General features: G+C 39.9%; 20 protein-coding genes. 11 read left to right on the plus strand and 9 right to left on the minus strand.

Annotated elements, in window-relative coordinates; all coding sequences use genetic code 11:
• Window positions 1-209: type IX secretion system membrane protein PorP/SprF (locus ACXIUD_RS03580; protein ID WP_458051246.1), on the minus strand; the 209-nt coding region annotated here is incomplete at its 3' end.
• Window positions 210-786: 577 nt separating this feature from the next.
• Between ACXIUD_RS03580 and ACXIUD_RS03585 the strand changes: the two genes are divergently transcribed.
• Both ACXIUD_RS03585 and ACXIUD_RS03590 read left to right on the plus strand, forming a co-directional pair.
• Complete coding sequence (locus tag ACXIUD_RS03585) at window positions 787-2,220, plus strand: aldehyde dehydrogenase family protein (protein ID WP_458051247.1); 1,434 nt, start codon at window positions 787-789, stop codon at window positions 2,218-2,220.
• Window positions 2,221-2,271: 51 nt separating this feature from the next.
• On the plus strand, window positions 2,272-3,369 hold the full coding sequence (locus tag ACXIUD_RS03590) for a DmpA family aminopeptidase (RefSeq protein ID WP_458051248.1): 1,098 nt from the start codon (window positions 2,272-2,274) through the stop codon (window positions 3,367-3,369).
• Window positions 3,370-3,396: 27 nt separating this feature from the next.
• Here the strand turns inward: ACXIUD_RS03590 and ACXIUD_RS03595 are convergent, their stop codons facing one another.
• From ACXIUD_RS03595 to lysA, 4 genes are all read right to left on the minus strand, one after another.
• A complete protein-coding gene (locus tag ACXIUD_RS03595; RefSeq protein ID WP_458051249.1) occupies window positions 3,397-4,926 on the minus strand; it encodes a cryptochrome/photolyase family protein in 1,530 nt (509 codons plus the stop codon).
• A gap of 108 nt (window positions 4,927-5,034) precedes the next feature.
• Window positions 5,035-6,063: a PorP/SprF family type IX secretion system membrane protein gene (locus ACXIUD_RS03600; protein ID WP_458051250.1), complete on the minus strand. Its 1,029-nt coding sequence runs from the start codon at window positions 6,061-6,063 to the stop codon at window positions 5,035-5,037.
• A gap of 4 nt (window positions 6,064-6,067) precedes the next feature.
• Window positions 6,068-7,921, minus strand: coding sequence for a T9SS type B sorting domain-containing protein (locus ACXIUD_RS03605; protein WP_458051251.1), 1,854 nt, complete (start codon window positions 7,919-7,921; stop codon window positions 6,068-6,070).
• Between the two features lie 406 nt (window positions 7,922-8,327).
• On the minus strand, window positions 8,328-9,560 hold the full coding sequence (lysA, locus tag ACXIUD_RS03610) for a diaminopimelate decarboxylase (protein WP_458051252.1): 1,233 nt from the start codon (window positions 9,558-9,560) through the stop codon (window positions 8,328-8,330).
• Between the two features lie 154 nt (window positions 9,561-9,714).
• Between lysA and ACXIUD_RS03615 the strand changes: the two genes are divergently transcribed.
• Genes ACXIUD_RS03615 through ACXIUD_RS03625 form a run of 3 tightly spaced genes read left to right on the plus strand, consistent with a single transcriptional unit; the run spans window position 9,715 to window position 13,268 of the window.
• Entirely contained in the window at window positions 9,715-11,412 is a 1,698-nt protein-coding gene (locus ACXIUD_RS03615; RefSeq protein ID WP_458051253.1) for a sensor histidine kinase, read from the plus strand.
• Window positions 11,409-12,101, plus strand: coding sequence for a response regulator transcription factor (locus ACXIUD_RS03620; RefSeq protein WP_458051254.1), 693 nt, complete (start codon window positions 11,409-11,411; stop codon window positions 12,099-12,101). Before ACXIUD_RS03615 ends, ACXIUD_RS03620 begins: the two co-directional genes overlap by 4 nt.
• A 12-nt stretch (window positions 12,102-12,113) precedes the next feature.
• The gene (locus tag ACXIUD_RS03625; protein ID WP_458051255.1) at window positions 12,114-13,268 is read left to right on the plus strand and encodes a lycopene cyclase family protein; all 1,155 of its coding nucleotides are present in this window, start codon (window positions 12,114-12,116) and stop codon (window positions 13,266-13,268) included.
• Between the two features lie 34 nt (window positions 13,269-13,302).
• Here the strand turns inward: ACXIUD_RS03625 and ACXIUD_RS03630 are convergent, their stop codons facing one another.
• From ACXIUD_RS03630 to ACXIUD_RS03640, 3 genes are read right to left on the minus strand one after another with little or no spacing between them, the layout of a single operon-like run.
• Window positions 13,303-13,887 (minus strand): DJ-1/PfpI family protein, encoded by a 585-nt coding sequence (locus ACXIUD_RS03630; protein WP_458051256.1) that lies wholly within the window; start codon window positions 13,885-13,887, stop codon window positions 13,303-13,305.
• Window positions 13,888-13,895: 8 nt separating this feature from the next.
• Complete coding sequence (locus tag ACXIUD_RS03635; protein WP_458051257.1) at window positions 13,896-14,363, minus strand: pyrophosphohydrolase domain-containing protein; 468 nt, start codon at window positions 14,361-14,363, stop codon at window positions 13,896-13,898.
• A 3-nt stretch (window positions 14,364-14,366) separates the two neighbouring features.
• Entirely contained in the window at window positions 14,367-14,834 is a 468-nt protein-coding gene (locus ACXIUD_RS03640) for a MaoC family dehydratase (protein WP_458051258.1), read from the minus strand.
• A gap of 96 nt (window positions 14,835-14,930) precedes the next feature.
• Between ACXIUD_RS03640 and ACXIUD_RS03645 the strand changes: the two genes are divergently transcribed.
• Entirely contained in the window at window positions 14,931-15,752 is an 822-nt protein-coding gene (locus ACXIUD_RS03645; RefSeq protein WP_458051259.1) for a class I SAM-dependent methyltransferase, read from the plus strand.
• Window positions 15,752-16,447, plus strand: a complete 696-nt coding sequence (gene mtgA, locus ACXIUD_RS03650) for a monofunctional biosynthetic peptidoglycan transglycosylase (RefSeq protein WP_458051260.1) — start codon at window positions 15,752-15,754, stop codon at window positions 16,445-16,447. Before ACXIUD_RS03645 ends, mtgA begins: the two co-directional genes overlap by 1 nt.
• 13 nt (window positions 16,448-16,460) lie before the next feature.
• Here mtgA and recG read toward each other — a convergent pair whose 3' ends face one another.
• Window positions 16,461-18,551: an ATP-dependent DNA helicase RecG gene (recG, locus tag ACXIUD_RS03655; RefSeq protein WP_458051261.1), complete on the minus strand. Its 2,091-nt coding sequence runs from the start codon at window positions 18,549-18,551 to the stop codon at window positions 16,461-16,463.
• A gap of 258 nt (window positions 18,552-18,809) precedes the next feature.
• On the opposite strand from recG, the gene ACXIUD_RS03660 reads away from it, so the two are divergent.
• The 4 genes from ACXIUD_RS03660 to ACXIUD_RS03675 all read left to right on the plus strand — a co-directional run bounded on the left by ACXIUD_RS03660 (window position 18,810) and on the right by ACXIUD_RS03675 (window position 22,683).
• Complete coding sequence (locus tag ACXIUD_RS03660; protein ID WP_458051262.1) at window positions 18,810-19,781, plus strand: LuxR C-terminal-related transcriptional regulator; 972 nt, start codon at window positions 18,810-18,812, stop codon at window positions 19,779-19,781.
• A 191-nt stretch (window positions 19,782-19,972) separates the two neighbouring features.
• A complete protein-coding gene (locus ACXIUD_RS03665; RefSeq protein ID WP_458051263.1) occupies window positions 19,973-20,965 on the plus strand; it encodes a hypothetical protein in 993 nt (330 codons plus the stop codon).
• 240 nt (window positions 20,966-21,205) lie between these two features.
• Entirely contained in the window at window positions 21,206-21,625 is a 420-nt protein-coding gene (locus ACXIUD_RS03670) for a hypothetical protein (RefSeq protein WP_458051264.1), read from the plus strand.
• Window positions 21,626-21,759: 134 nt separating this feature from the next.
• Window positions 21,760-22,683, plus strand: coding sequence for a hypothetical protein (locus ACXIUD_RS03675; protein ID WP_458051265.1), 924 nt, complete (start codon window positions 21,760-21,762; stop codon window positions 22,681-22,683).
• The last annotated feature ends 64 nt before the right edge of the window (window positions 22,684-22,747 follow it).

The following is a 22,747-nucleotide window of genomic DNA, read 5'->3' on the forward strand; positions in this document are numbered from 1 at the left end:
GTTCGGGGAGCTCCCGGAAAATTCACCCACTGATTGCGGAAGGTACTCTGAATGTAGCCCTGATTCTTGTAACCCGCATATGCAGGGTTGATATGAAGCCCATTGAAAATGTACTGACTGAATTGTGGTAGCTGTTGCGACCAAGATTTCGATGGCGCCCAAGTGGCGGCTATCGAAATGATTATCAGGAATCCAAAAATCTTTTTCATCTGTTATTAATTTTTAGCTTTTGATAACCTGGATTCAGCTTTTGAGCTCATGAGAGTTTCGCTGGATTATTAAGTTAGAGTTCAATCGAATACCCGGGTTATTATATCAGTTTATGAGTAATTTTATACTACTTTTTAAGTGCACAAGGGTCATTAAATTTTCAAATATTTAATTATGCAGTAAAAATACACTTTTTTGTTTTTCATATCAAAGTGTTTTTCAAAAAAAATTTATTTGTAATTCATTTTTTTAGCAATGAAATGCTTTTTCATGTATTTTTAAAACAAAAATATAGGCCTTAAAACCAAAAAAAAGAGGCTTTTTGCCTCTTTTAACCTTTTTTTCTATGCTCTTTTTTAATTTTTTTGATGTATTCTTTTATAACACGCATTTTGTGACTTTCTCCCAAAATCTCTTTGGGAATTATCCTTTCCAAACTCCACTGCATAAATTTTTCTTTTTAGGTGATGGTAAACTAACGACAAAAGGTCTGGAAGGTTTCTGTGCAGTGTAATTTTTTGGCTATGCCTCTGAGGGATAGAATAAAATTGATAACTTGAAATAAATTTATCACCTATGACTATTCAGACAATTACAGAGACCCAACATACTATCGATAGACTTTTTGACTTGCAGCAAGCACATGCCGTCAAGTTGCGGAAGAGTCCGGCCACTGCAAGAATCAAATTGTTGAAAGGACTACTAGCATGGATCATGACTCATCAAGAAGATATTCGTAAAGCTATTCATGCAGATTTTAAAAAGCCATATCCTGAAATTGATATCAGTGAGATTTTCGTGGTTACGAGTGAAATCAATCACACGATCAAACACTTATCCGCTTGGATGAAGCCCAAGAAGGTTCCTACCCCACTTACAATGCTAGGAAGTACTTCTTACATACATTATGAACCAAAAGGTGTTTGTTTGATCATCTCACCTTGGAATTACCCTTTCAATTTGGCACTTGGTCCTTTGGTTTCAGCTTTGGCAGCAGGAAATACAGCCATCATCAAACCTTCAGAAATGACTCCACATACCTCAGCGCTGTTGAGGCGATTGGTAGCAGAAGTATTTGATGAACATGTAGTAGCTGTGGTGGAAGGAGAAGTGGAGGAGGCCCAATTGCTTCTTCAAAAACCATTTGACCATATTTTTTTCACAGGAAGCCCCGCAGTTGGAAAAATTATCATGAAGGCTGCTGCAGAGCATTTAAGTTCGGTGACATTGGAATTGGGAGGAAAGTCGCCTGCAGTCATTGATCAACGAGTGGATTTCAAAGATGCGGCGTCCAAGCTTATTTGGGGGAAATTTGTCAATTGCGGACAGACTTGTATTGCGCCTGATTATGTGCTTGTACATGCTTCTGTCAAAAAAGAGCTTATCAATGCCTTGAAATCAAGTATTGAAGCTATGTATAATTCTTCTGGAAAGGGGGTGCAAGCTTCTCCAGATTATGCAAGAATAGTCAATACCAAACACTTGAATAGGTTATCTTCCATGCTTCAAGATGCAGTAGACAAAGGTGCTGTCATTGAGTTTGGTGGAGTCATCGATGTGGGGGAAAATTATTTTGAACCTACGATTATTTCTGGTGTAACCGAGGAAATGGAAATTATGCAGGAAGAAATTTTTGGCCCCATACTTCCTATTATGGATTATCAAAACGTAGAGGAGGCCATTGACTATGTTAATAAGCACCCTAAACCCTTGGCTTTGTATAGCTTTTCCAAGTCTGACGCATTCAATAAACAAGTGATTGCCCAGACCTCTTCGGGTGGAGCTGTGGCCAATGATTGCGTGCTACACTTTCTTCAGACGGAGTTACCTTTTGGTGGTGTTAATAACAGTGGTATAGGAAAAGCCCATGGGTATTATGGTTTTCTTGCCTTTAGCAATGAAAAAGCCGTAATGAAACAGCGTATAGGGTTCACAGCGTCCAAACCTCTCTATCCTCCTTATGGAGCGTTAGCAAAAAAAGTGGTGGAATCTCTACTCAAATGGTTTTAATAACAAATGTGGTCTTTTACTAAACTGATTCTTGTCACCAGTCTCTCGTTCATGGCTACTTATGCTTTTGCTCAATCCTCTGCCCGAAAACATGGTATATCCATAGGGGTCTTGCCCATAGGACCGCTTAATGCCATCACAGATGTGAGTGGAGTTTCTGTTGGGCAGGTTACCAAGATTGAAGGAACATCTGTTCGTACAGGGGTAACCGCAATTTTACCGCATACTGGTAATCTTTTTCAACAAAAAACACCCGCAGCCATCCATGTAGGAAATGGTTTTGGGAAGTTGGCTGGGAGTACGCAGGTAGAGGAATTAGGGAATTTGGAGAGCCCAATCCTACTGACCAATACCTTAAGTGTCGCAGCTGGGATTGAAGGAATAGTGACGTATACCCTTCAAGAAGCGGGCAATGAACAGGTTCAATCTGTCAACGCTTTGGTCGGGGAAACTAATGATGGTTTTCTTAACGATATCAGAGGTATGCATGTCAGTAAAGAAGATGTCATTCAAGCCATTGAGCTAGCATCTTTCGGTCCTATACAGGAGGGAAATGTGGGGGCAGGAACAGGAACTGTTTGTTTTGGATTCAAAGGTGGGATTGGAACATCTTCTCGAGTGCTCCCGCCTTCTTTGGGAGGCTATACCGTCGGGGTATTGGTGCAAAGTAACTTTGGAGGGGTTTTGCAAATCGATGGAGTCCCCATTGGAGAGGAATTGGGGCAGTATGTTTTCAAAAACCAATTGGAATCGGCAGATGGTTCATGTATGATTGTGGTGGCGACAGATGCCCCTTTGGGTGAACGTAATCTCAAACGCTTGGCTTCCCGTGCTATGTTGGGTTTGGGGAAAACGGGTGGCATTGCATCCAACGGTTCAGGAGATTACGTGATTGCTTTTTCTACCTATGCCGATAATTTGATTCCACACGATGCCAAGAGAGGTGAATTCTATACTCCTACCTTATTACCAAATGACCATATTAGCGCCCTGTTTCTTGCTGCCATAGAAGCTACAGAGGAGGCAATCATCAATTCTCTTTTTGCAGCAGAAAGCATGATAGGAAAAGATGGCAGGAAAGTGGAATCCCTTCCCATCGCTCAAGTCTTGCAAATCATGAAAACCTATGGAAAGCTAAAAGTTCCTTAGACCTCAAATCTCTACAGCCATAGTTGATTATAGATTTTCAATGTTTTCTAAGTAGGTTTTCGCCTGATTCAAGATTTCTTGCTTATTAGTCATTTTGCTCCAAGTTCGGTACATCATTCCAATTCTGGGGTTTTTAGCCAATTTATCCTCATTGCGGTGGTAAAAATCCCAATAAAGGCTGTTGAAAGGACAGGCGTTTACTCCTGTTTTTTTCTTTTTGTCGTACTTACAGGAGTCACAATAATTGCTCATCTTATCGATGTAATTGGCAGAAGAAACATAGGGTTTCGTACCGACAATCCCGCCATCTGCAAACTGACTCATGCCTCGGGTATTGGTGATTTCTACCCATTCGATAGCATCTATGTATATGCCCAAATACCAGACATCTACATCATTGGGGTCTATTCCTGCCAAGAGCATAAAATTTCCTGTCACCATCAATCGTTGAATATGGTGTGCGTAGGCATGTTCCAAGGATTGTCCGATGGCATGTTTTAGGCAATTCATGGAAGTTTTTCCTGTCCAAAACCACTCGGGAAGCTTTCTGTCATGTCCAAAGAAGTTGAGATCAGCATATTCAGGCATTTTCGCCCAATAGATGCCGCGCATATATTCTCTCCAACCGATAATCTGACGGATAAAACCTTCTACTTGCGCAATGTCAATTTTATCTTGATGGGCATACCAGTATTTCTCTACGGTGCTGACGACTTCCAATGGGCTAATCAGCTTTGAATTCATAGCAAAGCTTAACCTGCTATGAAATAAAAATGCATGGCCGGTATACATGGAGTCTTGGTATTGACCAAAATTTGGCAACAGTTGCTTGCAGAAGTAGTCCAATACCTCCAATCCTTCCTCCCTAGTACAGGGCCAATCAAATTTTTGAGGATTGACAGTTCCAATCCAAGAAGCTCCCGAATCTTCCAAAAGGGATAGGATTTCGCTTACATCACGGATATGGGTTTTAGGCTCCTTGATCAAAAGAGGATCTTTCAGCTTATTTCGATTGTCATGGTCGTAGTTCCATTTACCGGTCAAGGGCTCTTTCCCATCCATGAGAATGTTGTATTTTTTCCGCATTTCTCGGTAAAAAGATTCCATTAAGTAGGTTTTTTTCCCGTGGAAAAACTCTTTTAAAAAAGTTCGAGCAGTCAAAAAGTGTTCTGTGTCGAATGCCTGAGAAGGAATTGTCAACTTTTCGCAGAAGTTCTTCAATTGCTCATCCAAGCGGAACTCATCCGGTAGCTGATATTCGAAGCATTCGATACTATGCTTTTCAATAAGCTGTTGTAGGTTCAGATCCAGCGATTGTTTGTTATCCTCATGATTGAGTTCATAATAGATGACATTATGCCCCTGCTTTCTCAGATGCTCAGCAAAAGCTCTCATAGCCACAAAAAAACCGATGATCTTTTGGATGTGGTGTTTGACATAATCCGTTTCCTGCCGCATTTCCATGAGGACATAAGTCACATGGGGCTGCGGTTGCTGAAACCAAGAATGTTGACTGTTAAGCTGATCTCCTAGGATGAGTCGAAGTGTTTGGGTCATGGGAATTTCTTTGCTAGTAAAATCAAAAAGGTAGCAGAATGTTTGAAAAAAGAAAAAGCCTCTAGAACCACAGGTTAGAGAGGCTTTGGTATTTATAGGGACTAAATTCTAGTATCGGAAGCAAGGCATACTGGATTTTCTGCCTGCTGCGTTTTGGGCACTTCCTGCCAAGAAAGAGAATCTCATGGAAACCTCATGAGCTCCGCCGGTATTGGCTATGCCTAGTTTGGATAAGGTGTAATCGTAGCTGTATCCGATGTCAAGGCCATTGCCAAGGGAAATTCCTACTACGCCTATAAGGGACTCTGTATTGGGCCGATTAAGTCCAGGAGTTGGGAGACCTCTGTACCATACACCTAAGGTAAGTGGTTGAAGTACCAACTGAGTGCCTAAATCCAATTGGTTAAACGGATCTTGGTGCTTATAGTTAAAGGCAAGCACCAATAATTTTTTATTTTCTACATTATTCATGTAATTCCTGCTCATTCCGCTTCCCAAGTCAAAGCTAATACCACCATGTACGGAATATTTGATTGGCCATTTTGCAATTTGATCATCCACAAAAGAAATATTTGGTTGTGTGATGTGATGGGCAGATACTCCCAACCATGCCATTTCATTGGTGTATAACATGCCAAAATGATAATCCAAATAGCGGTGATTGACATCCAACCCTAAATTTTCACCAGAGGGAAGGCCAGCTTCTCCGGTCATTGGATCAATCATACTTCCAAAAATCACATTGCTAAAATCTGCATCTCTGCTGACAAAGCTTGCCTGACCTCCGAAGCGAAGGAAGCTATTGAATCCCAATTGCAATCTGTAACTGTAAGCAGCACCAATTTCACTGGTTCTCAAATTAGACATGGTTTCGGTAACTCCATTAGCGATGATACCGAAGCCACTATTCAAGCTGAACGAATAGTGATCTATGTAAGCTGAATAAGCACTTAATGAATGGTCCATTCCAGGCCATTGATTTCTGTAGTTGACTCCGAAGCGTGTCATTTCAGAACTTCCTGCAAAGGCAGGGTTTAGGAAAATCGGCGCAGCATAAAATTGGGAGAACTGAATATCTTGGCCTTTCACAGAGATTCCAAGCATCATGAGGGCGATAATGAAGAGTATCTTTTTCATGACCTTAGCGGATTAAAGTGAAAGAACCTGATTTGTGGATGACTTCACCACTGAGCATAGTCATCGAAATCCTGTACATGTAATTGCCTCTCGGCAACAATCTTCCCCTGTGGGTACCATCCCAACCGGTCTCTATTCTGGAAGAGGCAAATAACTCTTCCCCCCAGTTGTTAAACACTCTCATTTCAAAACTTGCGAACCCTTCTGCCACTGGCATAAAGAAGTCATTCAGCCCATCACCGTTCGGTGTAAAGGCACTTGGAATGGTGATCCACTCGTTTGACTTGAGCACCATTACTTCATGGACCTGTGCAGCAGAACAACCGTACATATCGTAGGCACGTAAGGTTACCTGAAAATTACCTGCTTGCTTATAGATATGTATAGGATCTTTTTCTGTACTGTTAGCTCCATCTCCAAACTCCCACTCCCAAGCAATAAAATCAGGAGAGATGAAACTGATAAACTGTAACGGTTCACTTGCGAATACTTCATCTTGAGAGCTGATTTCCAATTTTCTATATTCAAAATCAATTCTTCCCAACTCACCATAATAAGGTAAGTCTACCCGTACGCGAGCATTGACTGTACAGCCATTGGCATCGGTAATCTGTACTTGTAAGTCCTCAGTCTGAGTAAATGTAACTTCCTTATTGCTGGAGTTATCTTTGTTCCAATTGATTGCATAAGGTGCTACTCCTCCTGCAATTTCTACCCAAGCATAACCCATGGCTCTTCCAGTCTCACAGTTCATCTCTACAGAAGATTCTATGCGAGCTTGAAGGGCTTGAGGAGACTTGATTTCAAAAGATCTGCTTACTTTACAACCTTCTGCATCTGTAGCTTCTATGGTAAATATTCCAGCTGATAAGTTTTGAATACTTGCAGTGCTCGCTCCATTGTTCCAACGGATCTGATAAGGGGCCTTACCACCGGAAATTGCTACTTCTATCGCACCATCTTGAGCTGCAGCACAGAGGTTATCGAGTACATTGATTGGCTCAATGGCCAATACCTCACCAGCTGCTATTGCAAATTCTTGCTCATATTTACATCCATTGGCATCTCTTACCAATACCACATAATTACCTGCATCCAAGTTTTTTAATTCTCTAGCAGTACTGCCATTGGACCATAAAAATGTGTAAGGAGCTTTACCCCCACTCACGTCTAGGCTGATAGCACCCTTTTGTCCATTATCGCAAGAAGGCTGCTCTACCTTCTCGGTAACCCTCATGCCATCGTCATCACCTTGAATAGCAAATGAAATAGTGATTTCGCAATTATATACATCGTAAATGGTCACTTGGTGAGTACCTGGGCGAAGGTTTTTAGCTTCCATGCTATCTTCTAAGCCATTGCTCCATCTTACTCGGTATGGTTCACCTCTACCAAATCTCACATTGATTTTGGCTGAGCCTACATTGCCGGTAGCGCAGCTTGCATCTACTTTTTCCACCAAGTCAACTATAAATGGAAATGGAGGCTGAATAATGATGCGCTGTGTAGTAGAAATACCCGATTGGTCAGTAATGATTACTGTATAGGTTCCTGCAAATAAATTATATCTGTTTTGGACAGTTTCGTTGTTATTCCATAAGAAAGTGTAGGGCGCTGTTCCACCTTTGACATCTAAAATAATGTGACCTCTTTCTTGATGTGTACAAAGAGCTAATTTCCCTGAAACAGTTACATGGATTTTGGTGCCGGAAGGTTGGCTTTCAACTCGTTGATTGCTTGCAAACTCCTCGATGGGATTATTGCTGGAGCGGAGTTGTTGAGCAAAACCATCATTACCCAAGAATAGGGCCACTGCCAACCCTAAAACAAGAGAAAATTGTGTGATGATAGCTTTCATTTTTTGTCAATGGGCTCTTGCCCGATTTAGTCCCTTTTACTAGTACCAATTTTGTATTTCAGAATTGGATTTTTGAAGATTGTGATTTAGAATATTATTTTTTGTTTTTTGTAACTACCAAAATGATATTGCTAAATCATCGTCTTATTCCTTATTTTAGAAAATATTATTGTGAAAAACAAACAGTTGTAAGGGATTTCAAATGTGACATTAATCACCAAAATATGCTACTTTTCCTCGAATTGTTACATGTATCAAAATCCTTGATTGAGCTAGCTTTTTTGTGTATATGTAATGCAGGCGGACAAAAAACTTCCCGAAAAAAAAAATTTCATTCTTTAGAAAAAAATTTTTGATTTAATTATTCCCAATAAAAAAACCCGGAGAATTTCCGGGTTTCAATAGCTTAGATGCCTAAATCTATTTGATGCCTTAATATATCATCGAAGGTTTCACGTGCCCGGATGAGCTGTGCCTTTCCATCTAAAATCAAAACTTCTGCCGGCTTTAGCCGCGAGTTATAATTGGACGCCATTGAAAAGCCATAGGCTCCAGCATTTTTGATGGCAATGATATCCCCTTCCTGCACCTCTTTCAACTTACGGTCAGCAGCAATCGTATCCGTTTCGCAGATGTAGCCAACAATGGTATAGACACGCTCTGGACCTTCCAATCTGGAAATGTTGACCACGCTGTGATACGCATCGTACATCATGGGCCTAATTAAATGATTCAATCCTGTATCTACTCCTATAAATGTAGAGGCTGGAGTTGCTTTGATTAAATTTACTTTGGTGAGTAGAACTCCTGACTCAGATACTAAAAACTTGCCTGGTTCAAACCAAATTTCCAATGGTCTGCCATACTCTTCACAGAATACTTGGAAGGCTTTGGATACTTTTGCTCCTACATCTAAAATATCTGTGGCAATGTCGCCTGGCTTGTAAGCCACTTTGAAACCACCACCAAAGTCTAGGAACTGAAGGTCTTTAAATTCTCTTGCAGCATCGAATAGGATTTCTGCTCCTTTTAAGAATACTTCTGCATCTAAAATATCCGAACCAGTATGCACATGAAGTCCTGCCACATTCAGATCGTAGGCTTCCACTACTTTCAGGATATGCTTCAGTTGCAAGATGGAGATACCGAATTTGCTATCAATATGACCTACAGATATTTTGGCATTCCCACCCGCAAGAATATGTGGATTTAAGCGAATGCATACAGGAACTTGGTTACCATAATAAGTACCGAAGTGTTCTAGCATAGGAATGCTATCAATATTGATCATGACACCCAAGTCCACCGCTTGTTGGATTTCTTCAAAGCCCACACTGTTGGGGGTGTACATAATTTCTTTAGGCTCAAATCCCGCATGTAGGCAAAGCAATACTTCCTCAATGGAAACAGCATCTGCCCCTGTTCCCGCTTTTTTCAATAATTTCAGAATATTGATATTCGAAAGGGCTTTCGTAGCATATTTGATCCGCAAATCTACCGTCGCAAATGCTTGCTTGAGTAAATTTACCTGATTGACGATTTTATCTGCATCGTACACATAGACAGGTGATCCAAACTCTTCCACAATAGAAGTCAATGGCACCCCTTGAATATGATAGAAATTATCTTTGATTTGCATGGAATGGTAATTTGAGCTTCAAAGATACAGTTATCCGCTGAAAAAATGGGGGCAAAACCGTAAATTGATTCTCCATAGGCAGTTAAGGAATTATGCTAGGGTTAAATTTTGTTAAGTAAATTCAATACCAAATGAATCCCTCTAAATTTGTTGTATGTCAAAGTTCCAAATGAATGTAATCATCGTATTGATGACCTTAGCCAGTATTGGGCTGATAGGTTTTCAGTATTATTGGGTGAGAAATGCATTCAAGATCAATGAAGAGCGCTTTGAGCAAAATGTGTATCAATCATTGTTCAGCACCGTCAATCAGTTGGAGAAAGGGGAGACGAGTGAGATCTTTTTAAGTTACCTGGCCAAGGACCCTAATTTACAGGAGTTTTTATTCCAAAAGATTGAGCCAATAGATATTCAAATCCGAACCCGCCCTATGCAGCCAAGGCGTCCTTCCGTTAGGGATTCCATGATGCAACTGACGATTCCCAATGTCAGTCAACGGTTCCGCAGAATCATTCAGTCAAGAGGTGTGGAGATTAATGTCTTGAGTGACTTGGAGCAGTTTTTTCTCTATCTGACCCCAGAAATTGCTTCTTCCATGTTTACTCCGGATGAAATGGAGATTTTGCTTCAGGAAAAAGAACGTCAGCTACAATACCTGGATCAAACAGAAACGGCCTTTTCCAGAAGAAGGGGGCAGGAAGTGGTGACCGAATACAACATTGCGGATGCTCTGGAAAAAATCCGCCGTGCCAATATGAAGATTGAAGCCATGAATCAGGCTTGGGCAGAGTTATTGGAGGGTCAGAAAAACATCCTTAGCAGACTCGATACTGCTCAAGTACGTGAGCTTTTCAGAAATCAATTGAACGAACGGGGGATTGATCAGCGGTTTGAGCTGGCTATTGTAGAGGATGCAAAGGATTTGATTCCTTTGACCAAAATTTTAGATACCGTTGGATTGGTCACCAACGGGATTCAAGCCAAGTTGTTCCCCGCAGACATTTTAGGAAAGGACAATTTTTTGATCGTCAATTTCCCTGAAAAACGACGCTATATCCTGCAGCAAATTTGGATACCGTTAATCAGCTCCCTGTTGTTCTTGGGGATAGTGATTTTCTGTTTTGTTTATGCCATCCGAGTGATTATCATGCAGAAAAAGCTATCAGAAATCAAAAATGATTTCATTAACAATATGACGCATGAGTTCAAGACCCCGATTGCTACGGTTAGTTTAGCGGTGGAAGCTCTTCAAGACCCTGCATTCGCCAGTCAGGATTCCTTCAGAAAACGCTATTTGAATATTATAAAAGATGAAAATAAGCGCTTAGGAACGCAGGTTGAAAAAGTATTGCAGGCAGCCACTTTGGATAAAGAAGAGCTGAAACTGAAACTGGAGGAAATAGATCTCTTGGAAATTGTGAAGAAAATCAAATCACAGTTCTCCTTGCAGGTGGAAAATAAAGGGGGAAAAATCACCTTGGAATATACCGCTGCAAACACCTTGATGCAGGGGGATGCTTTTCATATTGCCCATATCATCAACAACCTGCTAGACAATGCCCTCAAATACACACCCAACAATCCCACTATTTTGATAAATCTGTGGGAGGAAGGAAATTTGCTTTGTGTGAGCGTGAAAGACAATGGAGTAGGCATGAGCAAAGATGCTGTGAAAAAGATTTTTGAAAAATTTTACCGTGTTCCGACTGGAAATATTCACGATGTCAAAGGTTTTGGCTTGGGTCTTGCCTATGTCAAAACTATGGTGGAGGCCCATCAAGGTCAGGTGACTGTCAGCAGTGATTTAGGAAAAGGAAGTACATTTACTATTAAACTACCGAAACAAGCATGAGCAAATCAAGACTCTTAGTAGTAGAAGATGACCCAAACTTGGGTGACATCTTGCAAGAATACCTGATGATGAAGGGGTATGAAACCACCCTATGCAGGGATGGGGAGGAAGGTTGGTCCAAGTTTAAAAAGGATAAATATGATTTGGCCATTTTGGATATCATGATGCCAAAAAAGGATGGCTTTACCTTGGGTAAAGAAATCAAAATTGTGCAACCTGATTTGCCCATCATCTATCTTACCGCCAAAAACCTGAAAGAAGACATCATTGAAGGTTTGAAAATCGGTGCAGATGATTACATTACCAAGCCCTTTAGCATGGAGGAGTTACTTCTAAGGATTGCTGCCATTTTGAGAAGGACCAAAAAATCTGAGGAAACTGAGGCACTTAAGGTCTACCAGTTCGGAGATTTTGAACTTCACTATGATGAGCAGTATATTAATAGTCCTACGGGCAAACACAAACTGACTTCCAAAGAGAATGAGTTGATTCGATTATTGGCCTCGGAGATGAATAAAATTGTCAATAGAAGTCATGCCTTAAAACAAATTTGGGGTGATGACTCTTATTTCAATGCCCGCAGCATGGATGTGTACCTAAGCAAAATCCGAAAAATCCTCAAAGAGGATCCAAAAGTGCAGATTATTACGATCCATGGGGAGGGTTTTAAAATGGTGGTTACCGAATAATTTGACAACTAAATGACACTGACATACGATTACATCATCGCAGGATCCGGATTGGCAGGATTAAGTTTGTTGCATGCTTTACTCACCAAGGAGGAATTGATGCAAAAAAATATCCTTGTAATCGACAGTGCAAAGAAGAATCTCAACGACCGTACTTGGTGCTTTTGGGAAAAGGAAGCTGGTCCATTTGAGTCCTTGGTTTGCCATGCTTGGGATACCTTACAGTTCTTTTCTCCCACAGTGTCTAGAGAGTTCCGAATGAAAGAGTACAAGTATAAAATGATCCAATCAGGTGACTTTTATGCGAAAGTCCTTAGCCTCGCCCAAAAACACCCCAATGTAGTTTTTGTGAAAGAGCAGATTGAATCCATCCAAGAGGAAAGCCATGGGGCAAGTGTACGTACGGACAAAGCGACTTATCAGGGGGAGTATGTGTTTAATTCCACCTCCTTGTATAATCCTGACCTAAATGAGGAAAATACCTTGCTGCAGCACTTTATGGGTTGGTTTATCAAAACCGATTCTCCTGTTTTCAATGAAAAAGTGGGCACATTGATGGATTTCACACTTTCCCAACATCATGGAGCCACCTTTATGTATATGCTACCCACAAGCGCTACGGAAGCATTGGTTGAATACACCTTATTTTCTCCACGGGTGTTGGATGAAAGCGAATATGTACAAGCTTTGGAAAATTATATTCAGACAAAATTGGGGATTCATCACTACGAAATTACTCATCATGAATTTGGGGTCATTCCTATGTCTAAAGCAAAATTTCAAGCGAGCATTGGTGCTCAAAAGCGCATCATTAATATCGGGACTGCGGGAGGCCATACCAAGCCAAGTACAGGATATACTTTTCAGTTTGTACAAAAACATGTCACCCAAATGGCTCAGCAGCTGGCCGATGGCAAATCCCCCTTGGTTTCCCTGAACTGGAGGGAACACATGTTCCTTTGGTACGATATGACGCTACTAGAAGTATTGATGAGTAAGCGTCTTAGTGGAGAGCAGATTTTTTCACACCTTTTCAAAAAAGTTGATCCTGAAAGAATTCTCGCTTTTTTGGCCAACGAAAGTGGATTTTGGGAAGAGTTTAAAATCAGAAACGCAGTGCCTCAAGTACCGTTTATTGTATCAGGAATGAAGGTACTGATGGATTAATTTATCAGTACCTTTCATTCAAACTTTAAAGTACCTACAAGGGATATTCCATGTAGCGGGCAGTTTCTTCTTTGAGGGCTGTCCCAAATAACTTTTCTACTATGTGCAGGGATAGATCTATGCCAGCAGCTACTCCTGCAGCTGTCATAATTTTTCCATGATCGATAAAGCGTGCATCTCTCAAAGCTTTTGCTGTGGGCTCTATGCTTAGTACATCTTCAAATACGGATGCGTGCGTGGTGAATGTTTGATTGCGGAGGTAACCTAATTGAGCAAGGATGCGAGCACCTGAGCAAATGGTGGCTACTATTTGAGCTTGTGGAATAATTGAATCAATCCATACCATTCCCTTTTCATGTTTGAGAAGTGCTTTGCTGCCATCTCCACCAGGAACGATCAGTATATCGAGCTTAGCAATTGCATCCATTCCACAATCAGGCATGATGTTCAAGCCGTTTTTGGCCTTGACTAATTGTTCATTCAATCCAACGACATGTACATCGAAGATGGAATATTCCGATAACTGATTGGCAACAGAGAAAACTTCAAAAGGGCCCGCAAAATCCAGTACTTCCATGTCTGGAAATGCGAGTAATCCCAGTTGTAATTTGGCTTGCATAGTTTGTTTTAGGAGTTGATGATACGTTCCAAGTCAGCAGGAGAGTATTGAACTGATTTGAGGGTTTTTCTATCCCCAGTACGGTACACCAAATACAAATCTCCTGCTTGTTCGTAGAAACAATCTGTTCCCATTTGTTGGTAATGAGCTACTGTAGCTTCCGCTTCCTCTACAGATTTGCAGGCTTTGCTCATATTGGAGCGCTGTACTTCATCAAATAGCGCTTTGAATTTTTCGGCTAATCCAAATTCTAAGATTGCTCCTGAAAGGACATATTGCAAATCGCACAAAGCATCGGCGATTTCGACAATATCCTTGTTTGCTATACCTTCTTGAAGCTCTTTGAGCTCTTCTGCAAGCAAGGAAACCCGAAGGGCAGAACGCTTTTCATCCGGAACTTGGGGGCTTGGAAGGATGGGGTGCTTGAATGTTTGATGGAAGGCAGCCACCGAGGTTAAACTTTTTGGATCTTCCATGGCTTAGCTATTGAAGTGGTAAAGGAAAACCAAGGTCCCTGTGAATGCTGGTTTTTTCTGTCCTTCGATTTCTAATTTGACATTGACTTCGGCCTTAATTGTTCCTCGAAGATTGGCTACATTTTTTAAGTTGGCATTTAATCGTACCCGATCATTGACCAACACTGCCTGTGCAAATCGAAGATTTTCGATGCCATAGTTCACCATCATTTTGAGGTTTTCAACCTGTACGATTTGTTCCCATAGGTAAGGAACGAGGGAAAGTGTCAGGTAGCCATGTGCAATAGTGTTTCCAAAAGCTCCTTCTGTTTTTGCTCTTTCTGGATCGGTATGAATCCATTGGTGATCCAAGGTTGCATCTGCAAAAAGATTGATTTGTTGCTGACTGATAGCGTGGTAATCGGATACGCCCAATTCTTGTCCAATATATTTTTCGAAGTCTTCGAAGCTACCAATGATAAGCTGACTCATAAGTTTACGGATTTGATGAAAGGTTAAAGGTAGAAAAAAATCCAAAATTTTAAATCCATCGAATAAAGTGACTTTCTTTGCGTAAATATTAGGTGTATGGAACACACATCGGCAGAGAAACGCTATATTCATGGATATCAGGAAGTAGAGCAAGAGCGACTACGGGAACAGGCATTGGTTATCGAACAACCAATTTATGATGTATTGGATTTTTCTTCGGTTACACATTTATTGGAAATCGGAAGTGGAGTAGGAGCACAGACAGAGGTTTTACTCAGAAGATTCCCTCATTTGAAGATCACAGGAGTGGAATATGAGGCCAAACAGATCCATAAAGCTGAATGGAATATGCAACGTTTGGGGATAGGTTCAGATAAAGTGAGGTTTATACAGCAAGATGCTCAACACTTAGATTTGCCTCAACAGTATGACGGAGCCTTTATCTGTTGGGTATTGGAGCATGTGGATGATCCGTTGAAGGTGTTGACTTCCATGAAGCCTTTTCTCAAGGAAGGAGCAATCGTGTCTATAACAGAAGTTTTCAATGCCAGTTTTTATACATATCCCTTGATCCCTGCCGTGATGCACTACTGGAAAGTGTATAATGAGTTTCAGTTATCACTGGGGGGAAATCCTCATATCGGGGCTCAATTGGGGAATTTATTGGCTAAGGCAGAATATCAGAAAATCCAACTGAGAGCAGATGGGTTTCACTTGGACCAACGAAATTTTAGCCAAAAAGTACAGGTATTTGAGTATTGGAAAAACCTGATGAGTAGCGGAGCTCCCGTATTGATAGACGCAGGTGTAATCAATCCAACCGATGTGTTGGCGATGCAAGAGGGTTTAGATGTATTGAAGTCTATGGAAGATTCTATTTTTTACTATAGCTTTATTCAAGCTTCAGCTGTGGTGTAATGAAACTAGTAAAATTTCTCCTTCGTCTCCTATTGAAAATCACCCTGTGGTTTTTCGGTCTTACTATTGGCTTGGTAATCATTTACAAATTTGTAATGGTTCCGGTCACCCCTTTGATGCTTATCCGCCTGTATGAGCAAGCCAAGGATCCCGCCAAAGAATTGAGGCTCTACAAGGACTGGGTAGCTTTGGAGAAAATTTCCAAGCATGTGCCCCAAGCAGTAGTGGCAGCGGAAGATCAAAAATTTATGGATCATAAAGGGTTTGATTTTGAAGCCATGGAGAAAGCTTGGGAAAACAACAAAAAGGGAAAGCGGATAAAAGGTGCCAGTACCATTTCCCAACAGACGGCCAAGAATGTTTTTTTATGGCCAGGTAGAAATCTTGTTAGAAAAGGGCTAGAAGCTTATTTTACATTCCTTATTGAAATGATTTGGGGTAAAGAACGTATTATGGAAGTTTATCTCAATGTGATTGAAATGGGAGAAGGGATTTATGGGATAGAAGCGGCCGCACAAGCTAATTTCAAAAAGTCAGCAGATCAATTGAATCGAAATGAAGCGGCATTGATTGCAGCAGTTTTGCCCAATCCAAGACGCTGGACACCTGCTAGACCTACGCCTTATATCGTGGGTAGGCAAGCATGGATTTTACGCCAAATGAATAATCTCAAGCCAGTGGGGATGGGAAGTTGATGTCTAAATTGGGTCAAGAAATCCTGCTCCAATTGACTTGGTGTTTTTTCTGGGATTTGATTTGCTTGAGGACCATGGCATGTTGAGGCTGAGTCAAGTCAGGATCCTCCGAGATCAATAAAGTCGCTGCATCACGGGCCATGGTCAAAATAGGAGCATCTTTACTCAGGTCGGCAATCAACAAATCTGCTACGCCACTTTGCTGCGTACCCATCAAGTCACCTGGGCCACGTAATTTCAAGTCTACATCTGCAATCTCAAATCCATCATTGGTCCGGACCATGGTTTCCAATCGGATACGACTATCCTTGCTAAGCTCGTATTTACTCATCAGGATACAATACGACTGCTCTGCACCTCGTCCCACACGACCACGTAACTGATGCAACTGAGACAGTCCAAATCGCTCGGCATTTTCTATCACCATCACGGAGGCATTAGGTACATTAACACCTACCTCAATCACCGTCGTAGCAACCATGATTTTGGTTTCTGCCTTGACAAAGCGCTGCATTTCAAAATCTTTATCCGCAGGTTTCATATCTCCATGCACAATGGATACAGGGAATTCAGGAAAGGCCCGACAAATGCTTTCATAGCCATCCATCAGGTTTTTTAAATCCATGGTTTCGGATTCTTCGATCAATGGATATACAATATATACTTGCCTACCTTCGAGAACTTGCTTGCGGATAAAACCAAAAACTTTCAAGCGATCTTTATCATACCGATGCACGGTTTGAATAGGCTTTCGTCCTGCAGGTAATTCATCAATTACCGAGATATCCAAGTCACCATACAAGGTCATGGCAAGCGTCCGTGGGATTGGAGTGGCAGTCATCACCAATACATGCGGAACGTACTGCTCATTTTTAGCCCACAATTTTGCCCGTTGGGCCACCCCAAAGCGGTGCTGTTCGTCTACAATGGCCAATCCCAAATTCTTGAATTGCACGATATCCTCCAGCAGTGCATGGGTACCGATAATTATGTGTAGGTCACCCGAAAGTAACATTTCGTGGATGACTTTGCGGGCAGATTTCTTGGTAGAGCCTGTCAATAGGGCAATGTTCAGTCCCATGGTCTCTGCATAGTCCTTTAATCCTTCATAGTGTTGATTGGCCAAGATTTCAGTGGGTGCCATCAGGCAGGCCTGCGCACCCGAACTGATGGCAATCAAAATGCATATAAACGCCACCATAGTTTTGCCTGAGCCCACATCTCCTTGGATTAATCGGTTCATCTGCTTGCCGGACTTCATATCTGCAAAAGATTCACGCACCACCCGCTTTTGTGCTTCCGTCAACTCAAAGGGTAAATGCTCCTTATAAAACTTTGTCAAGAGATCTGTTTGGTTGAGAATTTGACCTTGGGATTTTTCTGTGCGGGAAAGTTTCAGGTGAAGTAATCGTAATTGTACGAAGAAAAACTCCTCAAATTTTAAGCGAAAGCGTGCTCTCTTGAGCAAATCTACGCTCGTTGGAAAATGAATTTGTCGGATAGCATCATTTTTGGGCATCAAATTGAAGCGTTCCAATACGCTTTGTGGCAAACTCTCATGGATTTGTGGATAGGCCAAAGGAATCAGTCCTTCCATGATTTTAGAGATACCTTTGGAGTCAAGGAATTTTGCTTTCAGTTTTTCCGTTGTGGAGTACACTGGTTGAAAGAAGCTTCGTTCCTCGGCTGTCTGGGTTAGTGGCTCGATTTCTGGATGGGCAATGCTGATTTTTCTCCCATAGCGGTTGGGTTTTCCGAAAAATATCAAGGGAATACCTTTTACCAATTTTCTGACTACCCATTGTATGCCTTTAAACCAGGTGAGTTCTAATTCTCCCGTTTCATCGTAAACATAAGCCACCAATCGCTTTTTACGTCCATCCCCAATCGTCTCCACATGACGGATTTGAGCGATGACCTGTACATTTTCCAAATCTTCGTGTACATCCTTGATTTTGTAAAACTGCGTGCGGTCCTCGTATCGAAAAGGGTAATGCTGCAAAAATTCTCCATAGGTGAACAGGTTCAGCTCCTTATTGAATAAGGCGCCCTTTTGAGGGCCTACACCCTTGAGGTACTCTATTTTGGTATCGAAAAATGACACTAGTACGGTTTTGATTAACAGTTTAATTTGAAATTAACAAATACAAAGAAAAGTAATAAAACATCTAATCTTTAAAAAAAGAATTTACAAATAGGTAAAGTTACAATGATGTAAATGGTGTAGGAGGTCTGCGTTTAAACCAAATTTTTACCAATTATATAAATTTTGGTCAATTAACGATTATTTAATATACAAATAAATGCATTTGTAAAACAAAAAAACGAATTTTAAGTATAATATCGAAATTCTTTAAACGATATGAGTATTTGTTTTAATATTGTTGTCACATCATCGAATCAAGCTTTTAAAATTGAGTTGATTAACTTATTAAAAAGCTGTGTAACAGTTCAGATTTCCGAATTTTTAGAATGCTCGGAAGAGGAGGCAATTGAAGAAATCAAAAGGTCAGTCAAACCTATATTACATTTTGTAGATTTTAGGGGAGATATTTCTAGGGTTATTGGATTTTATAATAGATACAAAGATTTCTATATTTATAATTCATCGTTCTTTTTTCCTGTAGTGGGTCCCGATCAAAAGCTTACAGATGTCAAAATTTTGTTAGAATCGGGCGCTGATAATGTATTTTTTGCTCCCTTTGATCGAAATGCACTATACAATAAACTGAATAATTGCATCAGTAAGCGATTTGGATACAGTATTTTGAATCATCCGGATGCGGACAAATTACTCAATCTTACTTCATCTATAGTTCTTAGGATTAAGCATGATCGGATTAAAAAAATTGTTGGAAATAAGTCATTATTTCCCCAATTCGATGATTCTTTAAAAAATAAGTCTTTAGATTATTTATTGACACATATTATTACACTGACTATTGAAAATTTTCATGATTCTTATCTTCGTTTTAAGTCAAGTCTATTATCGAAATTTTCAGTAAAGGGGATTTTAAAAAATACTGAACTAAGTAGGGATTTGAACATAACCTTTTTAAGGTTGAAGGATAAAGATCATGCATCTTACATCATTAGTATAAGCATTGAGGAAGTAACAAGTAGTATACAAGTTTCCCCAATGCCATTAAACAATAAAACAGTTCTTACTAAGCGTGAGATGGAAATTTTAAATCTTTCCAAATTAGGGGTGCCAATTAAAGTTATAGCTAAGGAGTTAGAAATTTCTAATCGAACAGTGGAGCGTCACCGAGCGAATATTATGCAGAAACTTCAGGCTGGAAATATAGTAGAAGCTATAGCAAAATATAAATAAAATTAAATCATCTTTTTTTGTTTAAGAAATTGATTAACAGGATTATATATTTTGGAGTGTAAGTAATTTTACTCATGATTATTTCAAAGTAATGGAAAATACCAATTTTTTTATATTCGGCAAAAAAGTAGTTTTGAAATACAGATAAATATATCTGAAATTACTGGGAAAAAATTCTAACTTATTTAATTATGAAAAAACCTACGCTCATCTTTGCCATGCTGTTTGCTAGCTCAATCGCTTTTGCTCAAAATACAGCTACTGTAAGTCAGACAGGTGATCAAAATGGCTCCAACGTTGATCAAACTGGTTCAAATACTGCTTCTGTCGAGCAAGTTGGCAGCAGAAATGCCACTCAACAATCACAAACAGGTTCCAATTCTGCTTCAATTCTACAGGTAGGGCAAAATACTACTAATTCACTTACATTTGACAATTTAGCCATTCAGCTTCAAAGCGGATCTGGTAATACTGCCACTATTGAGCAGCGCGAGCAGGGAAATAGTTTTGCGTCTCAAGAGCAGGATGGTGATGGAAATACTGCTTCTATTACCCAAAGAAATCCTTGGGGAAATCCTGCTGCGCCGAATGTTGCTTTTCAAGTGCAGGAAGGTGATGGTAATAGTGCCACGTTGAATCAATTTAATGGGGGTAATTATAGTGAACAAACACAGATTGGTGATAATAATTGGTCTTTGGTCAATCAAGCACAAAGTAATAACCAAGCGCTTCACAATCAAATTGGAAATAGTAATTATGCTTTCTCTGGTCAAAGTATCGGTGGTCAGTTTGTTGCAGTTGATCAAGTTGGCGATGGAAATATAGCTACCACCCGTCAAAGAGGGGGAACAGGCAATACGATATTTGTCGACCAAGCAGGATACATGAATAACACGGGAGCCATCCCCTATTGGGGAAATGCAGGTGAAAATTATGGTATAGATCAATTTGGAAACAACAACCTGGTAGGTTTAATTCAAGAAGGGAATAAAAACAATCATTTTGTAAGACAGACAGGTGATTTCAATTTTGTGGATATTGATGTTATTGGTAATAACAACATTGGTAATGTACTTCAACTAGGTAATGATAATGCTGCTATTGTTTTGCAAAGAGGAGATGGTCATAAAGCAATTGTCAATCAAACAGGTAATTTTAATTTGGCTAATATAATTCAGCGTTAAGTTGCTAATCTCCTTAAAAAAAGCTCTAGTGAATTACTGGAGCTTTTTTAAATCTTTCCCAAGTAGTATGCTCTTAATCTAGATATTGGAGGAAAAGAAGCTTTACACTAAGTAATTTCATGACCATATACGTGATTTTACCCATGCTGTTTCAAGATTTCGGAAATTACGTATTTCAGCATCAAAAGCAAATATATACCTTTGAAATACAATTAAGTGAAAATAAAACTCTAAAATTAAATGTATAATTTAATCAGGTTTGGGATGTTGGTAATTGCTTTTGGCATAAGTAGCATAAGCATTGCTCAAACTGATATTGAACAAAATTTGGAGGAGCGTAAAGCTTACGTGAAAGCTAAAATAGATAGTGTCAAACAGGTACATCATACAATAATCATGAAATACTCTACCGATTCATTACAGATAAAAGCCATTGGGGAGGGGAATCAGATTCAGTTAGACAGTTTAAAATTCAATGGACCAATTGAAAAAACATTAAAAGGTTCTTGGATGAATGGAAAGATTCAACAGAATGGTATAGACAATACCATTGATATTCAATCGGGGAAAAAATCATCATCTCCTCAACAAGTAGAAATTAAGCAGTCGGGTAATAATAATAGGGTTGTTATTCGGTCTGGTTCAATAGACCCAAAATAAAGAAGTTCACTTCTTTTTTATGTGATGCGCTTGGAGTCATCATTGGCTCCACTGGTTTTTTTGCAATAGGCAAAATTTAGTAGTAATTAAAAATCAACAAAATTCTTATTTCAATTTTACACACACAAAAATTTATGAAAAAGTCGAGTCTATTATTCACAATGTTGTTAAGCGCTGGATTTGTATTGGCGCAAGAAAATGAGGCACTTGTTTCGCAAACCGGAAATAACAATGTGTCTTCTACAGAACAAACAGGTTTAAGAAATATTGCTTCTACTGATCAAAGAGGTAATAATAATGTGGCTTCTGTAGCGCAAACAGGTAATGAAAACTTTGCTTCTTACTTATACCAAGAAGGTAATTTAAATACTGGATTAATACAACAAGGTGATTTTGGTGGCGGAAATGTTCAGTCCAATAATGCAGTAGCATCTATCAGTCAAATTGGTAATGAAAATAATGCTTCAATTCAACAGCGTCAAGGCTTTGCCTCAGGAACAGCTGTAAGTAATCATCAAATTTTTCAAACCGGTAGTTTCAATAATGCTTCATTTGTAACCTTCAATGGTGGTAATGAAGGATTAATTAATCAAATTGGTGATGATAATAGAGCCAGTGGTAGACAGTCAGCTGCGCCTAACGAGATTAATATTTTTCAAGGTGGTAATGAGAATTTTGCTGATATTAATCAATTGAGTAGCAGAAATAACGTTGGTCTAGTCAATCAGCAAGGCAATGAAAATTCCGCCATTATCAATCAGCAAGGTAGCACAGGTTCATTAGCCCAATTTGCACAATTTGGTACTGATAACAGTGCATACTTAAGACAGGATGGTGCAGGTAGTGAAGCACTCTTGACGCAAGATGGTTCTGGTAATGTTCTAAGAGGAGTTGGTGCATCTGATCCAGCCTTGCAATTAGGTGATGATAACAAAATGAATGTTGGACAGTTTGGAATTGGTAATACGGCCATTGTATCACAAACAAGTGATATGAACTCTGCGGTAATTACTCAAAGAGGTAATAACAATACCGCTTCTGTAATTCAAGGCAGATAATATTTAAACCCCATGGTATTCCTTAACATTCCATGGGGTTTTTTTTAATTTCAACCCTTATACC

Source organism: Mongoliitalea sp. (assembly GCF_054166905.1).

What these genes read in the sequence shown, in the direction of transcription:
- ACXIUD_RS03630 (WP_458051256.1), bottom strand. Translation starts at nt 13,887, where the DNA reads ATGCAAGCCAAATTACAACTGGGATTACTCGCATTTCCAGACATGGAA.
- ACXIUD_RS03605 (WP_458051251.1), bottom strand. Translation starts at nt 7,921, where the DNA reads ATGAAAGCTATCATCACACAATTTTCTCTTGTTTTAGGGTTGGCAGTG.
- ACXIUD_RS03620 (WP_458051254.1), top strand. Translation starts at nt 11,409, where the DNA reads ATGAGCAAATCAAGACTCTTAGTAGTAGAAGATGACCCAAACTTGGGT.
- ACXIUD_RS03595 (WP_458051249.1), bottom strand. Translation starts at nt 4,926, where the DNA reads ATGACCCAAACACTTCGACTCATCCTAGGAGATCAGCTTAACAGTCAA.
- ACXIUD_RS03645 (WP_458051259.1), top strand. Translation starts at nt 14,931, where the DNA reads ATGGAACACACATCGGCAGAGAAACGCTATATTCATGGATATCAGGAA.
- ACXIUD_RS03615 (WP_458051253.1), top strand. Translation starts at nt 9,715, where the DNA reads ATGTCAAAGTTCCAAATGAATGTAATCATCGTATTGATGACCTTAGCC.
- ACXIUD_RS03675 (WP_458051265.1), top strand. Translation starts at nt 21,760, where the DNA reads ATGAAAAAGTCGAGTCTATTATTCACAATGTTGTTAAGCGCTGGATTT.
- mtgA (WP_458051260.1), top strand. Translation starts at nt 15,752, where the DNA reads ATGAAACTAGTAAAATTTCTCCTTCGTCTCCTATTGAAAATCACCCTG.
- ACXIUD_RS03600 (WP_458051250.1), bottom strand. Translation starts at nt 6,063, where the DNA reads ATGAAAAAGATACTCTTCATTATCGCCCTCATGATGCTTGGAATCTCT.
- ACXIUD_RS03670 (WP_458051264.1), top strand. Translation starts at nt 21,206, where the DNA reads ATGTATAATTTAATCAGGTTTGGGATGTTGGTAATTGCTTTTGGCATA.
- ACXIUD_RS03625 (WP_458051255.1), top strand. Translation starts at nt 12,114, where the DNA reads ATGACACTGACATACGATTACATCATCGCAGGATCCGGATTGGCAGGA.
- ACXIUD_RS03590 (WP_458051248.1), top strand. Translation starts at nt 2,272, where the DNA reads ATGGCTACTTATGCTTTTGCTCAATCCTCTGCCCGAAAACATGGTATA.
- ACXIUD_RS03665 (WP_458051263.1), top strand. Translation starts at nt 19,973, where the DNA reads ATGAAAAAACCTACGCTCATCTTTGCCATGCTGTTTGCTAGCTCAATC.
- ACXIUD_RS03640 (WP_458051258.1), bottom strand. Translation starts at nt 14,834, where the DNA reads ATGAGTCAGCTTATCATTGGTAGCTTCGAAGACTTCGAAAAATATATT.
- ACXIUD_RS03635 (WP_458051257.1), bottom strand. Translation starts at nt 14,363, where the DNA reads ATGGAAGATCCAAAAAGTTTAACCTCGGTGGCTGCCTTCCATCAAACA.
- lysA (WP_458051252.1), bottom strand. Translation starts at nt 9,560, where the DNA reads ATGCAAATCAAAGATAATTTCTATCATATTCAAGGGGTGCCATTGACT.
- ACXIUD_RS03585 (WP_458051247.1), top strand. Translation starts at nt 787, where the DNA reads ATGACTATTCAGACAATTACAGAGACCCAACATACTATCGATAGACTT.
- ACXIUD_RS03660 (WP_458051262.1), top strand. Translation starts at nt 18,810, where the DNA reads ATGAGTATTTGTTTTAATATTGTTGTCACATCATCGAATCAAGCTTTT.